This window comes from Belnapia sp. F-4-1, assembly GCF_000802185.1.
Classification (GTDB): Bacteria; Pseudomonadota; Alphaproteobacteria; order Acetobacterales; family Acetobacteraceae; genus Belnapia.
In genome coordinates this window covers 3,212,690-3,237,611 of the sequence record NZ_KN676113.1, presented here as the reverse complement: position 1 = coordinate 3,237,611, position 24,922 = coordinate 3,212,690, and the positions used below count along the sequence as shown (strand labels likewise).

The 24,922-nt window shown below is 71.4% G+C and carries 29 protein-coding genes; 20 read left to right on the top strand and 9 right to left on the bottom strand.

Annotated features, from left to right (window positions below; all coding sequences use genetic code 11):
- Position 1: 1 nt before the first annotated feature.
- From LH62_RS15250 to LH62_RS15240, 3 genes are read right to left on the bottom strand one after another with little or no spacing between them, the layout of a single operon-like run.
- A complete protein-coding gene (locus tag LH62_RS15250; protein WP_043362645.1) occupies positions 2 to 874 on the bottom strand; it encodes an MBL fold metallo-hydrolase in 873 nt (290 codons plus the stop codon).
- Positions 871 to 1,788, bottom strand: coding sequence for a DMT family transporter (locus LH62_RS15245; protein ID WP_043362642.1), 918 nt, complete (start codon positions 1,786 to 1,788; stop codon positions 871 to 873). The genes LH62_RS15250 and LH62_RS15245 overlap by 4 nt, the downstream gene beginning before the upstream one ends.
- Entirely contained in the window at positions 1,788 to 2,741 is a 954-nt protein-coding gene (locus tag LH62_RS15240) for a DMT family transporter (protein WP_236552557.1), read from the bottom strand. The genes LH62_RS15245 and LH62_RS15240 overlap by 1 nt, the downstream gene beginning before the upstream one ends.
- A gap of 231 nt (positions 2,742 to 2,972) precedes the next feature.
- Between LH62_RS15240 and LH62_RS15235 the strand changes: the two genes are divergently transcribed.
- The 6 genes from LH62_RS15235 to LH62_RS15210 all read left to right on the top strand — a co-directional run bounded on the left by LH62_RS15235 (position 2,973) and on the right by LH62_RS15210 (position 7,280).
- Complete coding sequence (locus tag LH62_RS15235) at positions 2,973 to 3,707, top strand: class I SAM-dependent methyltransferase (protein ID WP_052214996.1); 735 nt, start codon at positions 2,973 to 2,975, stop codon at positions 3,705 to 3,707.
- Between the two features lie 11 nt (positions 3,708 to 3,718).
- Complete coding sequence (locus LH62_RS15230; protein ID WP_052214536.1) at positions 3,719 to 4,720, top strand: glycosyltransferase family 2 protein; 1,002 nt, start codon at positions 3,719 to 3,721, stop codon at positions 4,718 to 4,720.
- Positions 4,717 to 5,058 (top strand): multidrug efflux SMR transporter, encoded by a 342-nt coding sequence (locus tag LH62_RS15225; RefSeq protein ID WP_043362640.1) that lies wholly within the window; start codon positions 4,717 to 4,719, stop codon positions 5,056 to 5,058. The genes LH62_RS15230 and LH62_RS15225 overlap by 4 nt, the downstream gene beginning before the upstream one ends.
- A gap of 52 nt (positions 5,059 to 5,110) precedes the next feature.
- A complete protein-coding gene (locus LH62_RS15220) occupies positions 5,111 to 6,508 on the top strand; it encodes an amidase family protein (protein ID WP_043362638.1) in 1,398 nt (465 codons plus the stop codon).
- A complete protein-coding gene (locus tag LH62_RS15215; RefSeq protein WP_043362636.1) occupies positions 6,508 to 6,843 on the top strand; it encodes a hypothetical protein in 336 nt (111 codons plus the stop codon). Before LH62_RS15220 ends, LH62_RS15215 begins: the two co-directional genes overlap by 1 nt.
- A 65-nt stretch (positions 6,844 to 6,908) precedes the next feature.
- Positions 6,909 to 7,280, top strand: a complete 372-nt coding sequence (locus LH62_RS15210; RefSeq protein ID WP_043362634.1) for a hypothetical protein — start codon at positions 6,909 to 6,911, stop codon at positions 7,278 to 7,280.
- Here the strand turns inward: LH62_RS15210 and LH62_RS15205 are convergent.
- The gene (locus LH62_RS15205; RefSeq protein WP_043362633.1) at positions 7,277 to 7,861 is read right to left on the bottom strand and encodes a RecX family transcriptional regulator; all 585 of its coding nucleotides are present in this window, start codon (positions 7,859 to 7,861) and stop codon (positions 7,277 to 7,279) included. The genes LH62_RS15210 and LH62_RS15205 overlap by 4 nt on opposite strands.
- Before the next feature lie 90 nt (positions 7,862 to 7,951).
- On the opposite strand from LH62_RS15205, the gene LH62_RS15200 reads away from it, so the two are divergent.
- The 7 genes from LH62_RS15200 to LH62_RS15170 all read left to right on the top strand — a co-directional run bounded on the left by LH62_RS15200 (position 7,952) and on the right by LH62_RS15170 (position 13,590).
- A complete protein-coding gene (locus LH62_RS15200) occupies positions 7,952 to 8,407 on the top strand; it encodes a heme-binding protein (RefSeq protein ID WP_043362631.1) in 456 nt (151 codons plus the stop codon).
- 139 nt (positions 8,408 to 8,546) lie between these two features.
- A complete protein-coding gene (locus LH62_RS28455; RefSeq protein WP_052214535.1) occupies positions 8,547 to 9,224 on the top strand; it encodes a PRC-barrel domain-containing protein in 678 nt (225 codons plus the stop codon).
- 159 nt (positions 9,225 to 9,383) lie between these two features.
- Positions 9,384 to 10,586, top strand: coding sequence for an aspartate aminotransferase family protein (locus LH62_RS15190; protein ID WP_043362629.1), 1,203 nt, complete (start codon positions 9,384 to 9,386; stop codon positions 10,584 to 10,586).
- The gene (gene argF / locus LH62_RS15185) at positions 10,583 to 11,539 is read left to right on the top strand and encodes an ornithine carbamoyltransferase (RefSeq protein WP_043362626.1); all 957 of its coding nucleotides are present in this window, start codon (positions 10,583 to 10,585) and stop codon (positions 11,537 to 11,539) included. The genes LH62_RS15190 and argF overlap by 4 nt, the downstream gene beginning before the upstream one ends.
- Positions 11,540 to 11,609: 70 nt before the next feature.
- Positions 11,610 to 12,590, top strand: coding sequence for an Hsp33 family molecular chaperone HslO (locus tag LH62_RS15180; protein ID WP_043362624.1), 981 nt, complete (start codon positions 11,610 to 11,612; stop codon positions 12,588 to 12,590).
- Between the two features lie 41 nt (positions 12,591 to 12,631).
- On the top strand, positions 12,632 to 13,258 hold the full coding sequence (locus LH62_RS15175) for a hypothetical protein (RefSeq protein WP_043362621.1): 627 nt from the start codon (positions 12,632 to 12,634) through the stop codon (positions 13,256 to 13,258).
- A gap of 44 nt (positions 13,259 to 13,302) precedes the next feature.
- Entirely contained in the window at positions 13,303 to 13,590 is a 288-nt protein-coding gene (locus LH62_RS15170) for a hypothetical protein (protein ID WP_043362619.1), read from the top strand.
- Positions 13,591 to 13,690: 100 nt separating this feature from the next.
- On the opposite strand, the gene folE is transcribed toward LH62_RS15170, so the two are convergent.
- Together folE and LH62_RS31165 are read right to left on the bottom strand one after the other, a co-directional pair.
- Complete coding sequence (gene folE / locus LH62_RS15165) at positions 13,691 to 14,329, bottom strand: GTP cyclohydrolase I FolE (protein ID WP_043362617.1); 639 nt, start codon at positions 14,327 to 14,329, stop codon at positions 13,691 to 13,693.
- Positions 14,330 to 14,422: 93 nt separating this feature from the next.
- Positions 14,423 to 15,082 (bottom strand): hypothetical protein, encoded by a 660-nt coding sequence (locus tag LH62_RS31165; RefSeq protein WP_043362615.1) that lies wholly within the window; start codon positions 15,080 to 15,082, stop codon positions 14,423 to 14,425.
- Between the two features lie 158 nt (positions 15,083 to 15,240).
- Here LH62_RS31165 and LH62_RS15155 point away from each other — a divergent pair, with 158 nt between their 5' ends.
- From LH62_RS15155 to LH62_RS15145, 3 genes are all read left to right on the top strand, one after another.
- On the top strand, positions 15,241 to 15,816 hold the full coding sequence (locus LH62_RS15155; RefSeq protein ID WP_043362611.1) for a hypothetical protein: 576 nt from the start codon (positions 15,241 to 15,243) through the stop codon (positions 15,814 to 15,816).
- A 49-nt stretch (positions 15,817 to 15,865) separates the two neighbouring features.
- On the top strand, positions 15,866 to 17,419 hold the full coding sequence (gene lnt / locus LH62_RS15150) for an apolipoprotein N-acyltransferase (protein WP_043362608.1): 1,554 nt from the start codon (positions 15,866 to 15,868) through the stop codon (positions 17,417 to 17,419).
- Positions 17,420 to 17,569: 150 nt separating this feature from the next.
- Complete coding sequence (locus tag LH62_RS15145; RefSeq protein ID WP_043362605.1) at positions 17,570 to 18,019, top strand: helix-turn-helix domain-containing protein; 450 nt, start codon at positions 17,570 to 17,572, stop codon at positions 18,017 to 18,019.
- Here LH62_RS15145 and LH62_RS15140 read toward each other — a convergent pair.
- Positions 17,994 to 18,584, bottom strand: a complete 591-nt coding sequence (locus LH62_RS15140; RefSeq protein ID WP_052214534.1) for a DUF2244 domain-containing protein — start codon at positions 18,582 to 18,584, stop codon at positions 17,994 to 17,996. The genes LH62_RS15145 and LH62_RS15140 overlap by 26 nt on opposite strands.
- A gap of 17 nt (positions 18,585 to 18,601) precedes the next feature.
- On the opposite strand from LH62_RS15140, the gene nth reads away from it, so the two are divergent.
- Together nth and LH62_RS15130 are read left to right on the top strand one after the other, a co-directional pair.
- Entirely contained in the window at positions 18,602 to 19,309 is a 708-nt protein-coding gene (gene nth / locus LH62_RS15135; RefSeq protein WP_052214533.1) for an endonuclease III, read from the top strand.
- A gap of 177 nt (positions 19,310 to 19,486) precedes the next feature.
- The gene (locus LH62_RS15130) at positions 19,487 to 20,722 is read left to right on the top strand and encodes a glycosyltransferase (RefSeq protein WP_082012589.1); all 1,236 of its coding nucleotides are present in this window, start codon (positions 19,487 to 19,489) and stop codon (positions 20,720 to 20,722) included.
- Between the two features lie 66 nt (positions 20,723 to 20,788).
- Here the strand turns inward: LH62_RS15130 and LH62_RS15125 are convergent, their stop codons facing one another.
- Complete coding sequence (locus tag LH62_RS15125) at positions 20,789 to 21,496, bottom strand: hypothetical protein (protein WP_052214532.1); 708 nt, start codon at positions 21,494 to 21,496, stop codon at positions 20,789 to 20,791.
- Between the two features lie 46 nt (positions 21,497 to 21,542).
- Here LH62_RS15125 and mdlC point away from each other — a divergent pair, with 46 nt between their 5' ends.
- Together mdlC and LH62_RS15115 are read left to right on the top strand one after the other, a co-directional pair.
- Positions 21,543 to 23,135, top strand: a complete 1,593-nt coding sequence (gene mdlC / locus LH62_RS15120) for a benzoylformate decarboxylase (protein WP_043362603.1) — start codon at positions 21,543 to 21,545, stop codon at positions 23,133 to 23,135.
- A gap of 60 nt (positions 23,136 to 23,195) precedes the next feature.
- A complete protein-coding gene (locus tag LH62_RS15115; protein ID WP_043362602.1) occupies positions 23,196 to 24,422 on the top strand; it encodes an ABC transporter substrate-binding protein in 1,227 nt (408 codons plus the stop codon).
- Here LH62_RS15115 and LH62_RS15110 read toward each other — a convergent pair.
- Entirely contained in the window at positions 24,419 to 24,883 is a 465-nt protein-coding gene (locus LH62_RS15110; protein WP_043362599.1) for a CHAP domain-containing protein, read from the bottom strand. The two genes, LH62_RS15115 and LH62_RS15110, sit on opposite strands and share 4 nt — an antisense overlap.
- Positions 24,884 to 24,922 lie beyond the last annotated feature (39 nt).

Below are 24,922 nucleotides of genomic sequence, written 5' to 3'. Positions count from 1 at the left end.
CCTAGACCGCCATCCATCGCTCCCCGTCTCGCGCCGCCCGGCCCTCGCCCTCCAGCTTGAGGAGGTGGCTAAGCAGGCTGCGCCCCGCAGGCCCCACCAGCCGCGCATCGAGCGGCCCATAGACCGGCGGCACCAGCTCCGCCGGGGTCGCTTGCCCCACCGCCCGCAGCGCCGCCAGCACCTTCGCCTCCCGCTCCTCCCGATGGGCCTTGAGCGCGGCGAGAAAGGGCTTCGGTTCGGTGAGCGGCGCTCCATGGCCCGGCAGCAGCAGCCGGTCGTCCCGCGCCATCACCCGCTCGAGGCTCCGCATGTAGTCCGCCATGTCGCCATCCGGCGGGCTGACCACGCTGGTGGACCAGCTCATCACGTGGTCGGCGCTGAACAGGATGCCCGTCCCTTCCAGCGAGAAGCAGAGATGGTTGGCGCAATGCCCCGGCGTGTGCAGCGCCCGCAGCCGCCAGCCCTTGCCCTCCAGCACCTCGTCATCCGCGAGGCGCACATCCGGGTGGAAGCCGTGGTCGCCCCCCTCCCCGCCTGCCTCGGGCGGCGTCACATGCGGGCCGAAGCCAAAGGTCATCGCCCCGGTCCGCGCCACGAGCGGCCGCGCGCCGGGCGAATGGTCCCGGTGAGTATGGCTGACCAGCACCCGGGTGATTGTCTCCCCTTCCGTCGCCCGCAGGATCGCGGCCAGCTGCGCCTCGTCCTCCGGCCCGGGATCGAGCACCGCCACCTCGCCCTGGCCGATCAGGTAGGTGTTGGTCCCGCGGAAGGTGAAGGCGGAGGGGTTGTTGCAGACCAGCCGCCGCACGCCGGGCGCCACCTGCTCGACCGCGCCGTGCGCCAGGCCGTCGCTGGTCAGGAAGGGGATGCTCATGCCTTAGGTTCCTCCGCGGCCGGCACCGCTTTCCGGCGCACCAGCTCCCGGTGGAGGATGTACAAGCCGGCGGCGACGATCAACACGCTCCCCGCCAGCATGGCCGGCCCCGGCAGGTCGCCGAAGGCGAGGAAGCCGAAGAGCATCGACCAGAGCAGCGCCGAATAGGAATAGGGCGCCAGCGCCGAGACCTGCGCGCTGGCCCAGGCCTCGGTCAGCAGCCACTGTGCCGCGCCGCCGACCAGCCCCATCAGGATGAGCAGCCCGAGTTCGAGCGGCGTCGGCGTCACCCAGAAGAAGGGCAGCAGCAGCAGGGCGAAGCCGCCCATCAGCAGCGACTGCCAGAGGGTGATGGTGGTGGAGCTCTCGGTCGCCGAGAGCTGCCGCACCAGCAGCGTGGTCAGCGCCGAGAACATCCCCTGCGCGACGGCGGTGGCGATGCCCATCACCGGCGCGCCGGCGACGCCGCCCAGCGCCCCCTGCGCCGCCGCGATCACCAGCACGCCGCAGAAGCCGATCCCCACCGCGGACCAGCGGTGGATGCCGACCCGCTCGCCGAGGAAGGGGATCGCCAGCATGGTGACGAAGAGCGGCTGGGTGTAGCCCAGCGCCGTCTGCTCTGCGAGCGGCAGCAGGGTCAGCGCGAAGAAGCCGCAGGACTGCGCCGCGATGCCGCTCCCGGCCCGCAGCGCATGCCCGCCGAAGCGCCGCGTCCGCAGGCTGCCGAGGCCGAGGCCGGAGCGCATCAAAATCACCATCAGCACCGGCAAGGCGAAGACGCTGCGGAAGACCATCAGCTCCACGACCGGGATGCGCCCGCCCAGCTCCTTCACCAGCACGTTCATGGCGGTGAAGAGGGCATGCGAGGCGAGCATGCAGAGCGCGCCCCGCCGGATGTCGTGGCGGAAGGCCATCAGCCTGCCCCGGTGCGGCGCTCGGCCGCCCGCCGCACCCGCTCGCGGTGGACGTTGTAGAGCCCCGCCCCGATCACCACCGCGGCGCCGCCGAGCGTCGTCCAGGCCGGCACCTCGCCCCAGATAAGGAAGCCGAGGCCGATGCCCCAGAGCAGCGGCGTGTATTCGAAGGGTGCGATCGCCTGGATCGGCGCCAGGGCGAAGCCGCGGGCGAAGAGCATCTGCGCCACCGCATTGGCGAGGCCGAAGGCAACCAGCGCGGCCACGCCGAGCAGGCTCGGCAGCAGCGGCGGCGGCCCGCCCGCTGCCGGCCAGAGGAAGGGAAAGGGCAGTCCCAGCAGCCCAACCGGCACATGCGCCAGCAGCAGCCAGAAGGCGATGGCGTAGGGCCCATCGGTTCGCGTCAGGATGCGCGTCCAGATGCGGGTCAGCGCCATCACCGCCGTCGCCACCAGCAGGATGAGCGACTCAATGCGCCACAGCTCGCCCCCGGGCTGGAGCATGAAGAGGACGCCGCCGAAGCCGACCATGGTGCTGGTCCAGCGCCGCCAGCCAACCCGCTCGCCGAGCAGCGGGATCGCCAGCAGCGTCATCAGCAGGGGCGAGGCGCTCGCCACCGCATAGCTGTCGGCCAAGGAGACGCCGGCGGCCCAGCAGTAGTACCAGGTGATAGAGACGCAGCAGTGCAGCAGGCTCCGCACCGCGAGCAGCCGCCGGTTGACCGGGATGAGCCCCCGCCCGCGCGCCAGCAGGAAGACCAGCAGCGCCCCGATCAGGCCGCGCCAGATCAGCGCCGCGGCCGGCCCGATCTCCGGCATCACCCATTTCACCGTTGCATCGGCCAGCGAAACCACCCCGTAGCCGAGGCCCACGATGGCGAGGCCGCGCATCGCCTCCTCGCCGGTGGGCGCGGCGCGGAAGCTGGGCGCAAGCGGCAGGGCCGCGGTGCGCATCAGCCGGGCCTCCCGGGTCTGGAGGACGGCAGGCAGCAGGCAGGCTCCGACACGGCAAACTCCTTGCCGCCCCGCGCGGCCAAGGGGCGGAGGGGGCGGGCGATCAGCAGAGGGACAGGTGGCGCCTTACCCCTGCCTGGAATAACCGAAGGTGCATGCTTCGCAAGGCAGAACGGAATGCCGCCACGGCTGCGCCTTGTTTTCGCCGTGCCTTGTCGTCAGAAGCGCCGTGTGGAACCCGCCGAATACGACCTGATGGATGCCGCCGAGCAGGGCATGTGGTGGTACCGCGCCCTGCACGCCCACGCCATCGCCGCGCTCCAGCCGGTACGGATCGGCCCGGGCGGCCTGCTCGATGCCGGCTGCGGAACCGGCGGCTTCCTCGCCCGGCTGCGCGATGCCCGGCCCGGGTTGAAGGCGACCGGCCTCGAATACTTCCCCGCCGCCGCCGCCCGCGCCCGGGCCAAGGCTGGCGTGCCGGTCGCCATCGGTTCGGTGAACGCCATGCCCTTCGCCGCTGGCCGCTTCGGCGCCGTCGCCAGCCTCGACGTGCTCTCCCACGCCGCGGTCGAGCCGGATGCGGCGCTGGGCGAGATGGCCCGCGTCCTCGCCCCCGGCGGCCTGCTGCTGCTGAACCTGCCGGCCTATGATTGGCTGCGCTCGGCCCACGACCTCCGGGTCCGCAACATCCGCCGCTTCACCGCCGGCGGGGTCCGGCGCCTGCTGGGAGCGTCGGGCTTCACTGCCATCCGCACCCGCTACTGGAACGCGCTGCTGCTGCCGGTGATGGCCGCCCAGCGCAAGCTCCTGGCCAGCGCGCCCCATCATGGCTCCGATGTTGCCCCGTTTCCGCCTTGGCTCGATCGTAGCCTGCATGCGGTGACGGTGCTGGAACGCCGGCTGATGCGGCTCGGCCTCCCTTTTCCCGCCGGCGGCTCCATTCTCGCCACCGCCATCCGCGCATGAGGTTTCCCGCTATGGGTTTCGAGGACCTGAAGCTTTCCCAGGCACTGCCGGAGGTTTCCGGCCGTCCGGTCGGCCTGTCGATCGTCGTCCCGGTCTATCGCGGTGCCGCGACGGTCGGGCGCTTGGTCGAGGCGCTTTCCGCGCTCCGCCCCGCCGGCGGGCTCGAGGTGGTGCTGGTGAACGACGGCAGCCCGGACAATTCCGGCGAGGTGTGCCGCGCGCTGGCCGCGACGGCGACGATCCCGCTGACCTATGTCGAGCATGCCCGCAACTTCGGCGAGCACAACGCGGTCATGACCGGCCTCCGCCATGCCCGCGGCGCCTACGTCATCACCATGGATGACGACCTGCAGAACCCGCCGGAGGAGGTGCTGAAGCTCTACGACCACGCCCGCCTGGGCGGCTGGGACGTGGTCTACACCCGTTATGCCGAGAAGAAGCACGAGGGCTGGCGCAACCTCGGCAGCCGCTTCGCCAATGGCGTCGCCGACATGCTGCTCGACAAGCCGAAGGGGCTCTACCTCTCGTCCTTCCGCTGCATGAGCGCCCTCGTCGTCGCCGAGGTCGCCCGCTACAGTGGCCCCTACCCCTATGTGGACGGGCTCGTCATGCAGGTGACGCAGCGCATCGACAGCATCGAGGTGATGCATCTCGCTCGCGCCGAGGGCCGCTCCAACTACACGCTGAAGCGCCTGGTCCTGCTCTGGCTGAACCTCGCCACCAACTTCTCCATCCTGCCGCTCCGCCTCGCCATCCTGGCCGGCGTGGCGATGGGCATCCTTGGCCTGCTCGGCGCCATCGCCGTGGTGGTGGAAGCGCTGATAGGCAGCGGCACGCCCTCCGGCTGGGCCTCTTCCATGACGACGACGCTGCTGCTGGCCGGCGTGCAGTTCCTCATCCTCGGCGTGCTCGGCGAGTATGTCGGCCGCGCCTTCCTTTCGGCCAACGGCAAGCCGCAGGGGGTGGTGCGCGAGGTGGTGCCGCCCCGCATCCCGGAGGAACGCGGCCAGTGAGCGCCTATTGGGCCGCGCTGGCGCTGGCCATCGCAACCTCGCTTGTCGGCCAGGTCATGCTGAAGGCCGGCGCGGTGTCGGAGGGGCATTTCCTGTCCCAGCTCTTCCGCCCGATGACGATCATCGGCCTTGCCACCTATGGCGGTGCGGCGCTGCTCTACATCGTGGCGCTGCGCCGCATCCCGATGAGCATCGCCCTGCCCTGCACCGCGGCCAGCTACGTGGCCGTCGCCGTGATCGGCCACCTGATGTTCGGCGAGAGCCTCGGGCCCCAGAAGATGGCGGCGATCGGGTTGATCTGCGGCGGCGTCCTGCTGCTCGCCAGCGCCCCCGGTTGACCCGCCGGCGCGGCGGGGAAACAGTGCCGCCGCCTCGCACCAGGAGCCCCGCATGACCGAACTCTGGCGGCTGACCGCCACCGACCTCGCCGCCCGCATCCGCCGGCGCGAGGCCTCGGCCCGCGAGGCCACCGCCGCTGCCCTCGCCCGGCTCGATGCGGTCAACCCCAGGATCAACGCCGTCATCGCCCATGACCCGGCCGCGGCGCTGGCCGCCGCCGATGCGGTGGACGCCGCGCTGGGCCGCGGCGAGGACCCGGGCTCGCTCGCCGGCGTGCCGGTCACGGTGAAGGTGAATGCGGACCAGGAGGGTTGGCCCACCACCAACGGCCTCCGGCTGCAGGAGGGGCTGGTGGCCACGCAGGACAGCCCCGTCGTCGCCAATCTCAGGCGGGCCGGCGCCGTCATCCTCGGCCGCACCAACACCCCGGCCTTCTCGCTCCGCTGGTTCACCCGCAATTCGCTGCACGGCGCGACGCGCAACCCGCGCGACCCGGCGCTCACTCCCGGCGGCTCCTCCGGCGGCGCGGCAGCGGCCACCGCGGCGGGCGTCGGCGCCATCGGTCATGGCACGGATATCGGCGGCTCCATCCGCTACCCGGCCTATGCCTGCGGCATCCATGGCCTGCGCCCGACCCTCGGCCGCATCCCCGCCTGGAATGCCTCCGCGGCCGACCGCTTCATCGGCGGCCAGCTGATGGCCGTTTCCGGCCCGCTCGCCCGCAGCATCGCCGATCTCCGCCTCGGCCTCGCCGCGATGAGCGCCGCCGATGCGCGCGACCCCTGGTGGACCCCGGCGCCCCTCGAAGGCCCGGCCTATCCGAAGCGCGCCGCCCTCTGCATCGCCCCCGAGGGCATGCCGGTCGATCCGGCCATCGTCCGGGCCTTGCACGACGCCGCAGCCCGCCTCGTCGCCGCCGGCTGGCAGGTGGAGGAGGTGGATGCCCTCCCTCCGCTCGGCGAATGCGCCCGCCTCCAGGCGACGCTATGGCTCGCCGAGATGCGCCGCGGCGGCAACACGGCCATTGCCCGCGAGGCCGATCCGGATGCGCTTGCCGTCTACGGCTTTATGGAGCGGCTCAGCCCCGCCCCCGATCTCGACGCCTTCCAGGACGCGCTCCAGCGCCGCCTCACCCTGCTGCGCGAATGGCTGCTCTTCCTCGAGCGCTACCCGGTGGCGCTGATGCCCGTCTCCGGCGCCCTGCCCTTCCCCGACCATGCGGATGTGGAGAGCTTCGAGGGCTTCCAGCGCGTCATCGCCGCCCAGCTCCCCCAGGTGGGCCTGCCGGTGCTGAGCCTGCCCGGCCTCGCCGTCAGCACCGGCCTCGCGGGCACGGCGCCGGTCGGCGTGCAGCTCGTCGCCGGCCGCTACCGGGAGGATATCCTGCTCGCCGCCGCCGAGGCGATCGAGGCCGGCGGCACCCCGCCCTCCCCCATCGACCCGGCCTGATGCGCCACCTTGCGACCCTCGCCCTGCTGGCGGCGCTGGCGGGCTGCACCGGCGGCGGGCGCGCCTGCGGGCCGGCCGGGGCGGCGGTGGAGAACGCCTCCTCCCTCGCCATCGAGCAACTCTTCCTCGCCTCCGGGCCGGACTGGGGCCCGGACCTGCTCGGCCAGGCGCCCGCCCTGGCGGCCGCAGGGCGGATGCCCCTCACCTTCGACGGCCCCGGCCCCTGGCGGCTGCGGGCGGTCTGGGTGACCGGCCGGGCGATCGAGCTCGGCGGCATCAATGGCTGTCACGCCCGCCGCATCATCATCCGGGACGACGTAGCAACCGCAGATTGAAGCATCGCTTGCCGCCGCCCGGTCCACCAACGTATCGTCGCGGCCTCCATTGAGGACCCGCCGGCATGCCGGGACGCGCCCTGGCTTCCATCACCCTCGCCCTCGGCCTTGCCGCATGCTCCCCGCCGCCGGACCGAAGCATGGCCGAGGCGCCGGCCCGAGGCGGCTGCGCGGGCGAGATGCAGGTCGTCAACGTTTCCTCCCGCACGGTGGACCGCCTGTTCCTCGCCCGGCTTTCGCTGGAAGGCTGGGGCAGCGACCGGCTCGGGCAGGAGGTGCTGCGCCCCGGCCGCAGCGCCCGCTACCGCCCGACCGCCCCGGGAGCACAGGATCTGCGCGTGGTCTGGGCAGATGGCCGCACCGCCGAGCTGCGCAGGGTCGATCCCTGCACCACCGGCACCATCCGCGTGGAGGATGCGGGGCTGAAGGCCGGCTAGCCCTGCTTCAGCCGAAAAAGGCGCTCTGCCGCCTCCTCCGGGGCCATGTCGAGCGCCGCCTCCGCCACATCCCGCCCAAATCCGGCCCGCGCCAGCGCGCCCATCGCCTTCAGGCGCGCCTCCCGCTCCATCGGCGCCGGCGCGAAGGGGCCGATGCGCCGGCGCCGGCACTGCGCCAGCGCGGCGTCCAGCTCCTCCTCCGGCAGTGCCGCGGCCGCCACCTCTCGTGCCACACCCTTGCCGGCGAGATGCGCCGCGATCGCGCGCCGCGACCGGCCCGCCTTGGCCAGCCGCCGCGCCCGCGCCATGGCGAAGGCTGCGTCGTCCACGGCGCCGAGCGTCACCATCTGCCGCGCTACCTGCGCCGCCAGCGCCCGCGCCCCGGCTGCGAGCGTGGTGTCCAGTCCCTCCGCCTCGGCCCGCCGCGCCCAGCGGTCCACCTTGCGCTCCAGCACCCGCCGCAGGCCGACCTCCGTTGCGGCGAAGCGGGCGAGATGGACGAGCGCCGCCTCGCGTAACTTGGCCTCGTCCGGCGGCGGTCCGGCGGGGATGGGCTGGCGCCTGGCCTTCTCCTTCGTCATGCGCGGCACTCTGCCACGATCCCGCCGGGGCTGGCGAACCTCCCTCCGGCCGGGCATAGGCAGGGGCGACCACGACCGGAGAACCCCAACATGGCCCGCTACCCGACCAATGGCCTCACCCTCGCCCAGGCCAATGCCATCATCGCCGCAGCCCTGGCCAAGGGGCGGGAACTGAACCTGCTGCCGCTCACCGTCGTCGTCCTTGATGCCGGGGGCCAGGTGAAGGCGGTGCAGCGCGAGGACGGCGCCTCCCTGCTCCGCCTCGAGATCGCCGAGGGCAAGGCCCATGGCACCCTGGCGCTGGGCCTCGGCGGCCGTGAGCTGGCCCGCCGCGCCCAGTCGATGCAGGGCTTCATGAATGCCCTGTCGGACCTCTCCGGCGGCAAGGCCGTGCCGGTCCAGGGAGGCGTGCTGGCCTGCGATTCCTCCGGCCTCATCCTCGGCGCGGTCGGCATCAGCGGCGACGTCTCCGCCCAGGACGAGGTCTGCGCAGTCGCCGGCATCGAGGCCGCCGGCCTGGCCGCGGAAACCGGCGACCCGGTCTAAGCCGGATCGCAGCCCCGGCCATCACAGCCCTGGGTTGTCACCGTCGCGGCTGCGCCACCGAGGCAACCACGTCTCGTTCGGCGGCGTTTCCCTGGCCCAACCCGGTCCGCCGGGCCAAGCAAAAAAGGTGACGCCGCCCATGCGAACGACCCGTGATTCCCTCCTCGCCATGACCGCCGCCGCCGCGCTGCTCGCCCTCCCGGTGCTGGCCCAGGGCCAGACCCTGGGCGAGCCGCGCAATGCCTCCGGCGGCCTGCTCGCCCAGGCGGCGCCGCGCGACGGCACGCCCGGCAATCCGCCGAGCACCGCCACCCAGCGCAGCACCGATGCCGTCACCGGCAACCGCACCCCGGCCGACGGCACGCCCGGCAACCCGCCCGGCACCGCCGCCGGCCGTGCGGTGGACCGCGCCCTCGGCACCAACACCACCGGCGCCCAGCCGGAGAACAACCGCCCCGCCGCCGCGCCCTCCACCACGGCCGGCGCCAGCACGGGCGCGCTTGCCGTCGACAGCAGCGCGCTGCGCAGCGGCCGCCGCGCCAGCAAGGTGATCGGCTCCGCCGTCTACAACGAGAACAACGAGAGCATCGGCGAGATCGACGACATCCTGATCCCGCCCGGCGGCAGCGCCCCGGTGGCCGTGATCTCGGTCGGCGGCTTCCTCGGCATCGGCGCCAAGCTCGTCGCGGTGCCCTATGACCGGCTGAACATGGCCGCCAACAGCAATGGCCGCTGGACGCTGGCTGGCGCCACCAAGGAGAGCCTCGGCAGCCTTCCGACCTTCACCTACGAGGGCCAGCCCGAACGCCGCGGCTGACCGGCCTGCGGGCGGGGGAAGCCAATTCCCCCGCCATGGCTGCAAATTTCATCCAGGACGGTTTGACGGCGCGGCCCGATTGCGGCCAAATCCGCGGCTTCTCTCCAAAGGGCACGCGATCCGCGCGGGCCAGGGGAGAAGTCTGGAGTCGATGACCTCGTGATCCCGTCCCTGATGCCCACCTACAACCGCGCCGACCTCGCTTTCGAGCGGGGCGAGGGCGCCTGGCTGTGGACCGGGGACGGCCGACGATTCCTCGATTTCGGCTCCGGCATCGCCACCGCCTCCATCGGCCATGCCCATCCGCACCTGGTGCAGGCCATCGCCGAGCAGGCGGCGCGGGTGATGCACACCTCGAACCTCTACCGCATCCCGCAGGCCGAGAAGCTGGCGTCGCGGCTGGTCGAGACCTCCTTCGCCGACAGCGTCTTCTTCTGCAACTCGGGCGCCGAGGCGAACGAGGGGATGATCAAGGCCGTCCGCAAATACCATGCGGAACAGGGCCATCCGGAGCGCTTCGTCACCATCTGCTTCGAGGGTGCATTCCACGGCCGCACCCTGGCGACGCTCGCTGCGACTGGCAACGAGAAGTACCTCGCCGGCTTCGGCCCCGCAGTGCAGGGCTTCAGGCACGTGCCCTTCGGCAACATGAACGCGCTGCGCGACGCCATCGACGGCACCACCGCGGCCATCATGGTCGAGCCGATCCAGGGCGAGGGCGGCGTGCGCCCGGCCTCGCTCGACTTCCTCCGCCAGCTCCGCGCCGCGGCCGACGAGTTCGGCATCCTCCTCGCGCTCGACGAGGTGCAGACCGGCATGGGCCGCTCCGGCAAGCTCTGGGCCCATCAGTGGGCCGGGATCGAGCCGGATGTCATGTCCTCGGCCAAGGGCATCGGCGGCGGCTTCCCGCTCGGCGCCATCCTGGCGAAGGAGCGGGTCGCGCAGTACCTCAAGCCCGGCACCCATGGCAGCACCTATGGCGGCAACCCGCTGGCCTGCGCCGCCGGCAATGCGGTGCTGGACGTCATCCTCGCCCCCGGCTTCCTCGACGGCGTGGACCGCGTGGCCCGGCACCTGTGGCGCGGCCTTCTCGAACTCGCCCATCGCCACCCGGCGGTGGCCGAAGGCGTCCAGGGCGCCGGCCTGCTGGTCGGCCTCAAGCTGCGGCCGGAGGTCAGCAACGGCGAGATGCAGAACGCCGCGGCCGCGGAAGGCCTGCTGACCGTCGCCGCCGGGATGAACGTGCTGCGCCTCGCGCCGCCGCTCATCATCACCGAGGCGGAAGCCGACGAGGCGCTGCGCCTGCTCGACCGCGCCTGCCTGCGCTGCACGCCGAGCAAGGCCCGGGACGCCGCGAAATGAGTGCTGCCTTGAAGCCCATGGCCGGCGGGGGGGAACAGGCCCCCCGCCACTTCCTCGAGCTAATGGATTTCGAGCCGGCGACGCTGCGCCGCATGCTCGACCTCGCCGCCCAAACCAAGCGCGGCCTCGGCGCCCGGCCGCTCGCCGGCAAGACCGTGGCGCTGATCTTCGAGAAGCCCTCGACCCGGACCCGCGTCAGCTTCGAGGTCGGCATCCGCCAACTCGGCGGCGACGTCGTCTTCCTCAATGCGCGGGACATGCAGTCCTCCCGCGGCGAGGAGCTGAGCGACACGGCGAAGGTCCTTTCCCGCTATGTCGACGCCATCATGATGCGCACGCATGACGTGAACCGCATCCGCGAGATGGCGGCGCATGCGACCGTGCCGGTGATCAACGGGCTGACGGACATTTCGCATCCCTGCCAGCTCATGGCCGATGTGCTCACCTTCGAGGAGCATCGCGGCCCGATCGCCGGCCAGGTCGTGGCCTGGGTCGGCGACGGCAACAACGTGGCGCAAAGCTTCATCCAGGCCGCCGCCCGCTTCGGCTTCACCCTGCGCCTGGCGACGCCGCCCGAGCTGCGTCCGCCGCAATGGGTGGTCGACTGGGCCCGCGCCCAGGGTGCGGCCATCGAGCTCACCGACGACCCAGTGGAGGCCGTCCGCGGCGCCCGCTGTGTCGTCACCGATGCCTGGGTCTCGATGAATGACGAGACTGGCGATGACGGCGCCGGCCCCAATCGCCACAACCTCCTTTCCCCCTACCAGGTGACACCGGAGCTGATGCGCCATGCGGCGCCGGACGCGATCTTCCAGCATTGCCTCCCCGCCCACCGCGGCGAGGAGGTGGCGGCGGAAGTGATCGACGGGCCGCAGAGCGTCGTCTTCGACGAGGCAGAGAACCGGCTCCACGCCCAGAAGGGCGTGCTGCTCTGGGCGCTCGGCGCAGGCTGATCGGCGCGGCGGGTGGGCGTGGCCCATCCGCGCCCCTATCTATGGGGCCGAAGCACCAAGGTTCCCGACGTTGCCTGACCCGACCCAACCCTCCTCGACGCCCGACTTCCTCCAGCATGACCGGCCCCCGGTGCCGGATATCATCGTCCCGCGCGGCATCCTGCCCTTCCACTTGGTTGACAAGCCGGTGCGTGGCCGGCTGATCCGCCTCGGCCCGCTCGCCGATGCGCTGCTGACCCGGCACGAGAATCACCCCACCGTCACCCGCCTTGCAGGGGAGGCGCTGGCGCTGACCGCCGGCCTCGCCGGTGCGCTGAAATTCAAGGGCAGCTTCTCGCTCCAGGCCAAGGGCGACGGCCCGGTCTCCATGCTGCTCGCCGACTGCACCGAGGCCGGCGCGCTGCGCGGCTATGCCCGCGCGGACATGACCGCGCTGACGAAGCTGCTGGCCAAGGACCCGGTCGGCGATGCCGCGGCGCTGCTCGGGCGCGGCTACCTCGCCTTCACCGCGGACCAGGGGCCGGACATGGACCGGTACCAGGGCATCGTCGAGATCCATGGCCTGACCCTTGCGGCGATGACCGGCCACTACTTCGAGACCTCGGAACAGCTCCGTGCCCATGTGCGCCTCGCCTGCGACCGCACCGAGGCGGGCTGGCGCGCCTCCGCGCTCATCATGGAGAAGGTCGCCGGCACGGGCGGCATCGGCCCCGAGCTGGACGAGGCAGCGCAGGAGGAAGCCTGGCGCACCGCCCTCGCCCTGGTCGGCACCCTCACCGATGCCGAATTGCTGGACGACGCCCTGCCCTCCCAGACCCTGCTGCATCGGCTCTTCCACCTGGAGGGGCTGGAGGTGGACCGTCCGCGGCCTCTCTCCTATGGCTGCCGCTGCTCGCGCTCGCGCCTGGCTGGCGTGCTTTCCCGGTTCGGCCAGGAGGATCTGGATCACATGGCGCAGGAGGATGGCGCGATCACCATGACCTGCGAGTTCTGCAACCTCGATTTCCGTTTCGACCGCACGGAAATCCAGGGTAGCGGCACGGCCGGATGAGCCGTACCACCCATGGTGTCCATTCGGCTGGAGGTCCCCCGATGCCCGACCGGCGCAGCATCCTGCTGCTCCCCCTGCTCGCCGCCGCCTGCGCGGGCCGGCCGGAGCCGGTGCCGCTGCCATCCGGTCCGCTCGGCTACAAATACCTCTCGCCGCTGCCGCTGAACGTCACCGGCATCGATATCGCCGAGGAGGCGCCGTCCCCGGTGCCCGGCGATGTCGGCGCCCGGCTCACCCCCTCGGCGCCGGAGGCGGTGCGGATCATGGCCCGCGACCGGCTGATCGCTACCGGTACCACCGGCCAGGCCCGCTTCACCGTCAGCCAGGCGCAGGTGATCCAAAGCCAGGACGCGCTCACATGCCTTCTCGGCTGCCGGCTGGAGATCCTCTCCGGCCTCGGCAGCCGGGTCGGCTTCGCCGAGGCGGCGGTCACCCGCTCGGTCAGCGGGCCGGAAGCCAAGCGGCCGAACGCGCCCGAGGCCCTGCTGCGCCGCGCGATGGACGACCTCAATGTGGAGTTTGAATTCCAGCTTCGGCGCGCGCTGAAGGACTGGATCTCGCCGATCGCCTCCGATGCGGATGGCGGCATGGCGGCGCCCGGCCCCGGCCAGGTGGGCGTCGAGGATCTCGCGCCCGGATCCGCCCCGAGGCGTGAGACCCTGCCCTGAGCGCCGGAGGCGGAACCTTCCACCTTGTCACGCGATGGGGCAGCATGAGAAGCCTCGTCCTGCCCCTCGCCGCCCTGTCCCTCACCGCCTGCATGGTCCGCGTCCCAGTCAGCGAGCAACAGCCGCCGCCGGCGGTCTATTCGCAGGCTCCATCCTACGCCGCGCCGCTGCCGCCTACCGGCTATGCGACCCAGGCTCCGGTCGATCCCTATTGCGCCGAAGCGGTGGGCGAGGCGCAGGATGCGGCCGCCGTCGCCTCGACCACCGGCCGTGGCCGCGACATGGGCCGCGCCGCACGCGCTGAGCGCTACGCCCGGCGCGACTGCCGCTAGAGCAAGCTCCAATCAGATGGAATTCATCTGACTGGAGTAATTTGCCCGCAAATCAATAGATTAGAGCGGGCTCCATGAGCCAGTGCGAACGGAAACCGCCCTAGCCCTCGGCGGAGACGCGCGGCCCGCCGATCATCGCCAGGAACTCTCGGCGGGTGGAGGCATCGTCGCGGAAGGCCCCGAGCATCCGGCTCGTCACCATGGTGACGCCCGGCTTGTGGATGCCGCGGGTCGTCATGCACTGGTGCGCCGCCTCCACCACCACGGCGACGCCCTTCGGCTTCAGCACGTCGTTGATGCAGTTGGCCACCTGCGCGGTCAGCTTCTCTTGGATCTGCAGCCGTTTGGCATAGACTTCCAGCACCCGCGCCAGCTTGCTGATGCCGACCACGCGCCCCGCCGGCAGGTAGGCGATATGCGCCCGGCCGATGATTGGGACCATGTGGTGCTCGCAATGGCTCTCGATGCGGATGTCGCGTAGCACCACCATCTCGTCGTAGCCGTCCGTCTCCTCGAAGGAGCGGGCAAGCAACTCCACCGGGTCGACGGCGTAGCCGGCGAAGAATTCCTCATAGGCGCGAGCGACGCGAGCCGGGGTATCGACCAGTCCCTCGCGGTCCGGGTCGTCGCCAGTCCAGCGCAGCAGGGTGCGGACGGCGGCCTCCGCCTCCTCCCTGCTCGGCCGGCCCTCCAGCGAAGCCTTGGCGTCGATGATGTGATTCGGCGTCTGGATGTTCACGATGCGGTTTCCCAAGGCTCGTAGGTGATGACCCAGCTACGCGCTCGGAGATGGGCCCGCCTTGCGGGACTGCAATGGTTCGAAATGCCTTTATCAACCTGACGGTGGGCCGGATGGCGCCCCTGCCGGGGGCGGCTGGCGGGGCGGCGGCGGGGGCGGGCTGAAGGCGGTCGCCCGCATGTCCCGCAACAGGCTCGTCGCCCCCCGCCCGAGCGTCACCTTCCGCTGCAGCAGGATGCCGGAAACGCCCTCCAGCCAGTAACGCACGGTGAAGCTCTGCTGCGCATTGGCGCCGGTGCCGTTCGCCATCCGCTCCAGCACCACCGTGTCGAAGCGTCCCGCTGGCCCCTCGAGCTTCTCGAAGCCGACGACCCGCCAGCGCGTCTCAAAGGGGTATTGGATGCCGCTGCCGGGATAGGAGACGGTCGCGGTGTAGCTCGCATTCGCTCCCGTCTTCGCCGGGAAGAGGCTCTGCATCCCCGCCGGGTGGCCATGCCCCTCGCTGCTGGCGTCCTCGACCATGCCCCAGATCAGCCGCACTGCCCCATCGCTCGCCGTGCGCGCGGTGCAGACCGAGGGATCCGCCGGGTCCGTCCCGGTAAAGGTAAGGCTACGGCCGTCATCCTCGGTGACGCGGCTTTCGGGCTCCGGACAGGCGAAGATCCAGTCCTTCTCGGCCTGCGGCGTCGGCGTCTTGCAGCCCAGCAGCGCCAGGGCGAGCAGCGGCAGGGCTTTGCCGGGGGAAAGGCTCATGCGGAAGGTCCTGGCCTGTCTGGAGCGCGGCAGCACGCTTTAACCAATCGTTCAGTCCGACGAGACAAAATCCCATTTATTGAGACTGCGGAGACGATAGTGGGACGATCTCTAGAAAGGCGATGTTTCCTCTCAGCCGTCCTCGCCGGAGGTGGGTCATGATGCGCTCGGGTTTCGACGCGCGGTCAAGCGCCCATGATGATCTCTGGGACGAAGTCTGGGCCGGCTACGACGCCGTTCATCATCCCACGCGGCGCCAGGCGCTGGCGCCAACTCGCGCCCGGCGGCGCAATGGGCGCGTCCTGTTGGTGCTCATGACCATCCTCGCCCTGCTCGCCATGGCGGCCACTGCTTTTGCCGCCCCACGCCAAGCGGCGCGGGAGGTGGCGGTGGCCCTCCGCGCTGCGGACCGGGCCAGCCTCACCGCCCTGGTGGACTGGGAGGCACTTCGACACGCTGCTCCGCCGCGGGCGGGGCCGGACATCGCCTTCCTCGCCAGCCTCAGCCGCAGCGTGCAGCAGCACCGGGCGACGCCGGAAGGCTTGGCGGCACTGGTCCAGGCACGGGTCGGGCCGGGCTGGCCCGACCCCGCGATCGAAACCACGGGCCTCGCCACGGCGCGGCTGGTGCTCGCCTCCACCAGCCAGCCCGGCTACGGAGTAGTGCTGTCCCTCGCCCTCCAGGAATACTTGCCGCCGCGCTGGCGCGTCGTCGCGGTCGAACCCTTCGGCTGACACGAGCCTGCCGCTTGCCCTGGCCGCCCGAGGCGGTCTAGCTGCGACGGTGCTTACATCCTTTCTCGCGCACCTCGTCGCGTTCCCCTGGCGGCGGCAGCTGGCGGCGGCCTTTAGCCTCGGGCTGCTCTCTGCCCTCGCCCTGCCGCCCGTGCATGCCGTGCCGGTGCTGCTGATCGGCATCCCCGGCCTGCTGGCCCTGGTCGTGGCGGCGCCGAGCGGCCGGCGCGCCGCCTGGCTCGGCTTCGCCTGGGGCTGGGGCCATGGCCTCGCCGGCATCTACTGGGTCACCCATGCCATCCTGACCGACGTGGCGGATTTCTGGTGGCTCGTGCCGCTGGCGGCGCCGGCCATCGCCATTCCGCTCGCCCTGTTCGTGCTGCCGCCGGTGCTGGTCGCCCGTGCGCTGCCGGCGGGGTGGCCGAGGCTGCTCGGCTTCGCCGGCGCCTGGGTGCTGGCGGAGCTCGCCCGGGGCTTCCTCCTCACCGGTTTCCCCTGGAACCTGATGGGCACGGTCTGGGCCTTCGCCGCCCTGCCGATCCAGCCGGCGGCGCTGATCGGCGTCCATGGCCTCTCGTTGCTGACGATGCTGCTGGCCGCCCTTCCGCTGCTGCCGGGCTGGCGGCCCTGGGCCGGGGCGGCGGCCGTGCTCGCCGCGCTGGCCGGATTCGGCGCCTGGCGCCTCGCGCAGCCAGAGCCGCCGGCCCCCGGGGTGCAACTTTTGCTAGTGCAGGGCAACATCCAGCAGGAGGTGAAGTGGCGTCCCGAACAACGGATGCCCAATTTCCAGCGCTACCTGCAGTTGACCGCGGAGGCCGCGTCGCACGCCACTCCCGGGAGCAAGCTGGTGGTGATCTGGCCGGAAACCGCCAGCCCCTTCCTTCTCGCTCAGGATCCGGAGGTGCAGCGCCTGGCCGCCGCCGCCCTCCCGCCCGGCGCGACGCTCCTCGCCGGCACGGTGCGCGGCGAGTGGTCGCCGGACGGGCAGCTGCAGCGCGTCTTCAACAGCCTCGTCGCCCTCGATTCGGAAGGCCGGGTGGAGGCGATCTACGACAAGTCCCACCTCGTCCCCTTCGGCGAGTACATGCCGCTTTCCGGCCTGCTGCCGATCCGCTTGGTGACGGGGGGGATGGACTTCACCGCCGGCCCCGGCCCGCAGCGCCTGGCGCCGCCCGGCCTGCCGTCCTTCGGCGCGCTGATCTGCTACGAAGTGATCTTCCCCGCCGCGGTCACTCCCGCGCCGCGGCCGGACTGGCTGGTCAACATCACCAATGACGGCTGGTTCGGCATCTCCACCGGGCCTTGGCAGCACCTCGCCGCCGCGCGGCTGCGCGCGGTGGAGGAGGGCCTGCCGCTTGCCCGTGCGGCGCAGACCGGCATCTCCGCCCTCTTCGATTCGCGCGGACGGCGTCTGGTGGCAATCCCGCTCGGCAGCATGGGTACCGCGGAGGTCGCGCTCCCGGGGCCCGATGCGCCGCCGCCCTTCGCCCGCTTCGGGCTGGCGATTCCCCTCGCCCTCGCCCTGCTCGTCCTGGGTCTGGCCTGGGGTTTGCGGCCCAGGGTTGTATCCCATACGGTCTCGACGCCCGCGCCGCGAGCGTGATCTTTATTGAGAAATCTCGAAAGTATTGACGCTCCCCGACGCTGCGCGTAAAAGAGTCATTAAGGAACGGCCGCTGCTGGTGCAGCCCGTGCCTGGGCCGCAGCCTTGGGCTGCCGGACGACCGGCGCCTCGGATTGGGATGAGACAGGAATGCCGAGCGACGAACCCCTGGACCGCATCGCGCGTGAGCCCCGCCCAAGCCCGATCGACGTGCATGTCGGCACACGGGTCCGCCTGCGCCGCACCCTGCTCGGCATGAGCCAGGAGAAGCTCGGCGAGGCGCTCGGCCTTACCTTCCAGCAGGTGCAGAAATACGAGCGCGGCGTGAACCGCATCGGCGCCAGCCGCCTCTTCGACCTCGCCCGCGTCCTCGACGTGCCGATCGGCTTCTTCTTCGACGACATGCCCGATGCCGTCGGCGGCTCGATGAACGGCGTCCGCCGCGCCATGGGCTTTGCCGACAGCCAGGACGCCTTCGAGGACGATACCCTCCATCGGCGCGAGACGCTGGAGCTGGTGCGCGCCTATTACCGCATCACCGATCCCTCGGTCCGCAAGCGCGTTTTCGACCTCATCAAGAGCCTGACCCCGGCCGAATAGCGCCCTCTTGATCGCGCAGCTGCGGGTTGTCGAAGACCGGCTCCCGTAGCCGCCGCAACGCCTGATCGAGGGCGCCGGCCAGGCTCCGCTTCTGCTCATCGCCCAGCAGACGGCCGATCTCCACCTCGCTGCCGCGCTGCCGCAGCACCAGCAGGCTGACACGCCCCGGCCGCTCCTCCAACCGCAGCCGCGCCCAATAAGGGTCGATGGAGATCTCCTCCCGCCGCCCGCGCCCGTCGGTGCGGTGGATGGTCAGCCGCTCTCCGGTGAGGACCAACACCTCCATCGCCCGGGCGCTCCAGCGCCGATGCATGGTCATCAGCCCGAGCACGAGCAGCGCCTCGATCCCGGTAAAACCCAGGATCGGCCAAGCCCCGAGCGCCAGGAACAGCCCCCCCGTGGCCGCCGAGAGCCCGAGCAGGGCGACGCTCAGCACGCGCATCCCGCGCCGCCCGAGGCTGCGCGCCGGGGTACAGATGGCCTCGAACAGGACGGGCTGTGGTGCGCTGTCGGGCGGGGCTGGCATAACGTCCACGAAGATGGGATGGCCCGTGCAGACTGCCATGGATTGAATCGCCCCCGATGCCCCGCCTCGCAATCAGGACGCCGCTCCACGGCACCGCCACCCAGCCCCGCCGCGCCCGCCGCATGTCGGCCGCCCAGGCCGGCGACTTCCTCCGCGCGCTGGCCATGCACAACCCGACGCCGGAAACGGAGCTGCTCTACGCCACGCCCTTCACCCTGCTGGTTGCCGTCGTCCTTTCAGCCCAGACGACCGATGCCGCGGTCAACCGATGCACCCCCGCGCTCTTCGCCGCCGCCCCTGGCCCGGCCGAGATGGCCGCCCTCGGCGCCGAGGGCATCGCCCCCTTCATCCGCACTATTGGCCTTTGGCAGGGCAAGGCGAAGAATGTCGCGGCCCTCTCCAGCCTGCTGGTCGAGCGCCATGGCGGCGAGGTTCCCACCGACCGCGCCGCGCTCGAGGCGCTGCCCGGCGTCGGTCGCAAGACGGCGAATGTCGTCCTCAACGTCGCCTTCGGCGAAAGCACCATGGCAGTCGACACCCACATCTTCCGCCTCGGCAACCGCACCGGCCTCGCTCCCGGCAAGACGCCGCGCGAGGTGGAGGATGGGCTGGTCAGGCGATGCCCTCCCGAACTGCTGCGCGACGCCCATCACTGGTTGATTTTGCACGGCCGCTACATCTGCAAGGCGAGGCGCCCCGAATGCTGGCGCTGCCCGGCCGCAACCCATTGCAATTACGGCGACAAAGTGGCGGAACCGGGTTGAACCGTTGCGCATGGGCCAGGTTTCCCGACGGGAACCTCCAGCCGCTTCGCTGCGTTGCAATGCCATAACCGATCCATAGGCTCAAACCGCATAACCCGCGGCTTGCAGCTTGGTTCGGACTCCACCGGCGGGTTCCCGTTGGTGATCTCACGGCGACTGCAATTGAAGGGACCCCCCATGACCGATGTCCTGCCGGGCAGCGCTGCCCCGCGCGTGGCCACCGCGCGCCCGATGCCGTCGACGCTGCTGCTCTGCCTCTCCCACCTTCGTTGGAATTTCGTTTTCCAGCGGCCGCAGCACCTGCTGACGCGGGCCGCCCAGACTTATGACGTGATCTTCCTTGAGGAGCCGCTCTACCAGCCGGGCGTCACCCCGCGCCTCGACCTGCACCGGACGCCCGAAGGCGTCACCGTCGCGGTCCCCCTGTTGCCGGAAGGCATCCCGGCCGCCGCCGCCATCGCCGCCCAGCGCAGCATGCTGAACGACCTGCTGGCGCCCGAGGCCGGCCGGCCGATGATCGCCTGGTACTACACCCCGATGGCGCTGGAATTCTCCGCCCACCTGCGACCGGACATCACCGTTTATGACTGCATGGACGAGCTTTCCGCCTTCCGGGGCGCCCCGCCCCGGATGCTGGAGCTGGAGCAGGCGCTGCTGAACCGCGCCGACCTGGTCTTCACCGGCGGCCGCAGCCTTTACGAGGCGAAGCGCAACCGCCATGCCCGCGTCTCCTGCTTCCCCTCTTCGATCGACACCGCCCATTTCGCCGCCGCGCGCAACGGCGCTGCCGAGCCGGCCGACATGGCCGGGCTGGCCCGCCCGCGCATCGGCTTCTTCGGCGTGATCGACGAGCGGATGAACCCTGCCCTGGTCGGGGAACTCGCCGCGCTCCGGCCCGATTGGTCCTTCGTCATGATCGGCCCGGTGGTGAAGATCGACCCGGCCGAGCTGCCCCGTCTGCCGAACATCCAGTGGGTCGGCGGTCGCGACTACAAGCAGCTGCCGGGCTATCTCGGCGCCTGGGATGCAGGCTTCATGCCCTTCGCCCGGAACGAGAGCACCCGCTTCATCAGCCCGACCAAGACGCCGGAATTCCTGGCCGCGGGCCTCCCCGTGGTGTCCACGCCGATCACCGACGTGGTGCGCGACTGGGGCCCGAAGCCGGATGGCAGCGCGGGCCTGGTCGAGATCGCCGATGATGCCGAAGGCTTTGCCCGTGCCCTCGACATGATGCTCGCGCGTCCCCGCGCGCCCTGGCTGAAGCAGGTGGACAGGCGCCTCGCGCAGATTTCCTGGGATCGCACCTGGTCCGAGATGCGTGGACTCATGGAGACCGCTCTTCGCGCGGCGACGCGCACTGCCAGGACCCGCGCGGCGGCGGAGATGGTCAAGCGGGCGGCCGCGGGCGACTGAGGCCATACGGGGGCTTCGCCCCCGTGGGCTTCCGCCGGGGCCAAGGCTTGTTCCCGGACCCCGCCATCAGCGAAGCGTGAACAGGCGGCCCAGCTGGGCCGCCCTGCCCATGTCCACGCCCAAAGCATGAAGGCCGGCCCAGACGCCGATCGAGGCAGAATCCAGCACGGGCACGCCAAGCTCCGCCTCCAGCGCCGGCACCAGCGCGAGCCCCGGCAGGTTGGTGCTCCAGATCAGTACTGCCTCGGCCCCCGCCGCCGCCTCGCGTACCAAGCCGGCGATGGTCCCCGGCTCCACCGCACTCGCCGACGCATTGTCGCGGATGCCGAGGCCCCTCAGCCCCACGACCGCCACCGGCAGGCCGGCCGCATGTGCCGCCGCTTCCTCCATCGGCCCCTGTGCCACCATCCCGACCCGCCCGACGCCCAGCCGCTCCAGCACCCGGATCGTCGCCATCACGGTGGTGATGCCGGTGCATCCCGCCGCCTCCCCCATCGCCGCAGCCAGCGCCCGGTCCTGCGCGAGGCCGAGCGCTGCGCCGCGCGTGCCGTTCCAGCACACCACCCCGACGCCGGCATGGCCCAGCAGCCGCGCCGCCTCGCAGAAGCTGCCGAGATCGTAGCCATCGGCCGGCTGTCCCATGCCCTGCCCCCAATAGGGGATGCGCGCCACGCAGCCATCGACCTCGGGGAAGAAGGGCAGGATGGTGCCGAGCACCCGCTCCACCATCCGGTTCGAGGAGGGCAGCACGGTGCCGATGGCGAGGCGGGGCATGTGATGGCTCCTTTCGGCCGAGGCCGCTTCGCGCTTAGCTTCCCCGATGGACACGCCCGGCACCAGCACCGTCCGTCACGCCGTCATGCAGATGCTTCGCGACTGCGGGATGACGACGGTCTTCGGCAACCCTGGCTCGACCGAGCTGCCCTTCCTCGACCGCTGGCCGAACGACCTTCGGTACGTCCTCGGCCTGCAGGAATCGTCAGTCGTCGCCATGGCGGATGGCTATGCCCGCGCGACTGGCCGGGCCGCCTTCTGCTCGCTGCATTCGGCGGTCGGCGTCGGCCATGCCGCGGGCAGCATCTTCACCGCCTACCGCAACCAGGCCCCGCTGGTGATCACCGCCGGGCAGCAGGCCCGTAGCCTGCTGCCGCTGAACCCCTTCCTCGGCGCCACCGAGGCCGCGAACTTCCCCAAGCCCTACATCAAATGGTCGATCGAGCCGGCGCGGGCCGAGGACGTGCCGGCCGCCCTCGCCCATGCCTGGCATGTCGCCCTGCAGCCGCCCTGCGGCCCGACCTTCGTTTCCATCCCGATGGATGACTGGTCTGCCCCGGCCGACCCCCTCCCGCCCCGCCGCATCGGCCGCGACACAGCGCCCGACCCCGCGTTGCTGGAGGAGGCCGCCGCGGCGCTCGCCGCCAGCCGCAACCCCGTGCTCGTCATCGGCCCGGAGGTGGATGCCGCCGGCGCCGGCCCCGCTGCCGTGGCGCTGGCCGAGCGCCTCAACGCCCCGGTCCTCGCCAGCCCCTTCTCCAGCCGGGCCAGCTTCCCCGAGAGCCATCCGCTCTTCGCCGGCTTCCTGGCCGCCGCGCCGAATGCAGTGACCGCCAGCCTCGCCCCCCATGACCTCGTCCTGATCCTCGGCGCCCCCGTCTTCACCTTCCATGTCGCCGGCAAATACCGCCTGCCGCCGCTCATCCAGATGACGGCGGATGGCGAGGCCATCGCCGCCGCGCCGTCCGGCACTGGCATCCTCGGCGGGCTTCGCCTCGGCATCCCCGCCCTGACCGCGCTGCTGCCGGGATGCCACCGCCCTGCCCCGCCGCCCCGCCCGCGGCCGCCGGCCCCCGCGGCGGCCACACCTATCCCCGTCGAATACCTGCTCCACAGCCTCGCCGCGGCACGCCCCGGGGACTCGGTCATCGTCGAGGAGGCGCCCTCCCATCGCCCGGCGATTCAGCAGCACCTGCCGATCCCCGACTGGGGCGGCTTCTTCACCATGGCGAGCGGCGGCCTCGGCTACGGCCTGCCCGCTGCGGTCGGCGTTGCCCTCGCCCATCCCGGCCGCCGCGTCATCGCCGTCATCGGCGACGGCTCGATGATGTACTCCATCCAGGCGCTCTGGACCGCGGTCCGCGAAGCCCTTCCCCTCACCGTCATCGTGCTGAACAACGGCGGCTACGGCGCCATGCGCTCCTTCAGCCGCGTCCTCGGCGTGGAAAACGCCCCGGGCATCGACCTCCCCGGCATCGACTTCCCGAGCCTCGCCGCCGGCATGGGCTGCCCCGCCCGCCAGGTGGCCGACCCGGTCGACCTCGACGCGGCACTGTCCGCGGCCCTTGCCTCGCCCACCCCCATGCTGATCGACGTCGCGCTCGACCCGGCCATCCACACCCTGTACCGCAAAGGGTGACAACCTTTAGGCTTGCCTCGTGAGCGTCCCAGCCAAGGGTCGCCGAAGGGAGCCTCGTCCATGCATCTCACCCGCCGCGCTGCGCTCGGCGCCAGCGCCAGCCTGCTCGCCGCCCCGGCCCTTCGCGCCCAGCCGGCCGATGTCATCCGCATCGGCGTACTGACGGACCTCGCCGGCCCCTACCGCGACGTGACCGGCCCGACCTCTGTCGCCTGCGTCCGGCAGGCAGTCGAGGAGTACACGGCCGCGCATCCCTCTTTGCGCGTCGAGATCATCACCGCCGACCACCAGAACAAGCCGGATGTCGGCATCAACACCGTCCGCCAGTGGTTCGACCAGCGCGGCGTCGATATCGTCACCGACGTGGGCAACAGCGCCATCGCCCTCGGCATCAACCCGATCTGCGTGGAGAAGGACAAGCTCCACCTCAACGCCTCCGCCGGCACCTCGGACCTGACCGGCCGCGCCTGCACGCCCAACTCGATCCACTGGGCCTACGACACCTACTGCCTCTCCAACACCTCCGGCACCGCGCTCACCAAGGCGGGCGGCGACCGCTGGTACTTCGTCACCGCCGACTATGCCTTCGGCCATGCCATCGAGCGCGACACGACGCGCTTCATCGAGGCCGCCGGCGGCAAGGTGCTCGGCGCCTCGCGCTACCCCTTCCCGCAGACCACGGATTTCTCCGCCTTCCTGCTTCAGGCGAAGGCGTCCGGCGCCAAGGTCCTCGGCCTCGCCATGGCCGGCGACGACCTGATCAACTGCGTGAAGCAGGCGCAGGAGTTCGGCCTGACCCGCAGCATGAAGCTGGCCGCCATCATCGGCTCCATCACCGCCGTCGTCGCCTCGGGGCTGCAGACGATGCAGGGGATGTACATCGCCGAAACCTTCTGGTGGGACCTCGACGACCGCACCCGCGCCTTCACCCGCCGGGTGCAGCAGAAGCTGCCCGCCGGCATCTTCCCCAATTACGTCCACGCTGCCAACTACAGCGGGGTGCTGCACTACCTGAAGGCCGTCGAGGCGCTCGGCATCGCCCGCGCCAAGGCGAGCGGCCGCGAGGTCGTGGCGCAGATGAAGCGCATGCCGACCGATGACGATGCCTTCGGCCAGGGCTCCATCCGCGAGGATGGCCGCAAGCTCCACCCTTCCTACCTGCTCGAGGTGAAGAAGCCCGGCGAGAGCCGCTATACGGGCGATGTCTATCGCCTCGCCGCCACCATCCCCGCCGACCAGGCCTTCCGCCCGCTCTCGGAGGGCGCCTGCCCGATGATTCGCAGCTAGCCCGGATGGATGAAGCCATAGGCCGGATAGGCCGTGGCGCCGTAGCCGTTCACCGGCGGATACCAGACCCGCACCACGGACCAGTCGTTGCCCGGCGAGATGTCGAGCACCGGCTGGTCCCGCGCCACGCGGCCCTTGCCGCGCCCCGAGGCCCAATTCGCATGATCCACCCGGATCTCCCGCGACGAGACCACCCGCGCGACGACGGAAACATGACCCTGCGGCAGCCGCGAGGTCCGCATCATCACCAGGACGCTTCCGGCCCGCGGCACCCGGCTCCGAGCAAAGGCGGCGCCGCCCTCCCACCATTCCCAGGCATCGCCGCGAATCGGCAGGCCGGTCCGCGCCCGCACATAGGGCACGCAGCTCCAATCCCCGGCCGCCTCGGTGCCTGTCCGCGGCGCGCGCGCCGTGCCGCAGGCGCCGAGCGCGAGCAGCGCCACCAGCAAAACCCATCGCATCGCGGCGAATCCGGCCCTCCAACCCGGGCAACATAGCCG